The organism is Bartonella sp. AA78NXGY (genome assembly GCF_042197005.1).
Lineage (GTDB): Bacteria > Pseudomonadota > Alphaproteobacteria > Rhizobiales > Rhizobiaceae > Bartonella.
This window is the reverse complement of sequence record NZ_JBHIRI010000105.1, coordinates 1-558: the sequence shown is the minus strand read 5'-3', so window position 1 is coordinate 558 and position 558 is coordinate 1. Positions and strand designations below refer to the sequence as shown.

The window sequence follows — 558 nt, the reverse complement described above, 5'->3', positions numbered from 1 at the left end:
CGATTTACGGCATTAAACATTCGGAATCGGACGCCGGTGGCAGAATCCCCACCACAATTCCAAGAAAGGAACTTGATCTTTGTATCAATGACATCGGGGGAATACCACCAAAACCTCAAGATAGTATTGTGATCATCTCACCTGAAAATAACAAAGCCCCCTCTTCTCAAGAACACTTCACTGTTACAGATGTCCAAGCCTCTGAATCCGGTATGTATAAGCTTATCTTGCGAGAACAGAAATAATGAAACATCCCCGCGAGACGATAAGAGAAACATTTGTTGCGTTGATCAAAGCAGCAAAGACGGCAGCTGGTGACAATGTTTTCAATATGCGTGACTTCAATTTATTTATTGAAGCAATGCCAGCTATTAATATCTCAACACAAAGTGAAACAATTGAAGATGGACATGATTTTGGCTTAAGACGGCGTGTTTTAACGCTAGATGTTGAATGTTATGCGACATGTGAAGATGGAGCGCGTTTTGTTGACCAATTAGCATGGGAAGTTGAGGAGGTTTTCTACGCTAATCCCAATCTCAACAACACAGTTGAAAC

Annotated in this window: 1 protein-coding gene and 1 pseudogene; both read left to right on the top strand. The window is 41.4% G+C overall.

Features of this window, described 5'->3' with window-relative positions:
* Positions 1 to 245: hypothetical protein (locus tag ACFINL_RS09885; protein ID WP_375651508.1), on the top strand; the 245-nt coding region annotated here is incomplete at its 5' end.
* Positions 245 to 558, top strand: a pseudogene (locus tag ACFINL_RS09880) (hypothetical protein); the annotation flags it as partial. The gene ACFINL_RS09885 and the pseudogene ACFINL_RS09880, both read left to right, overlap by 1 nt.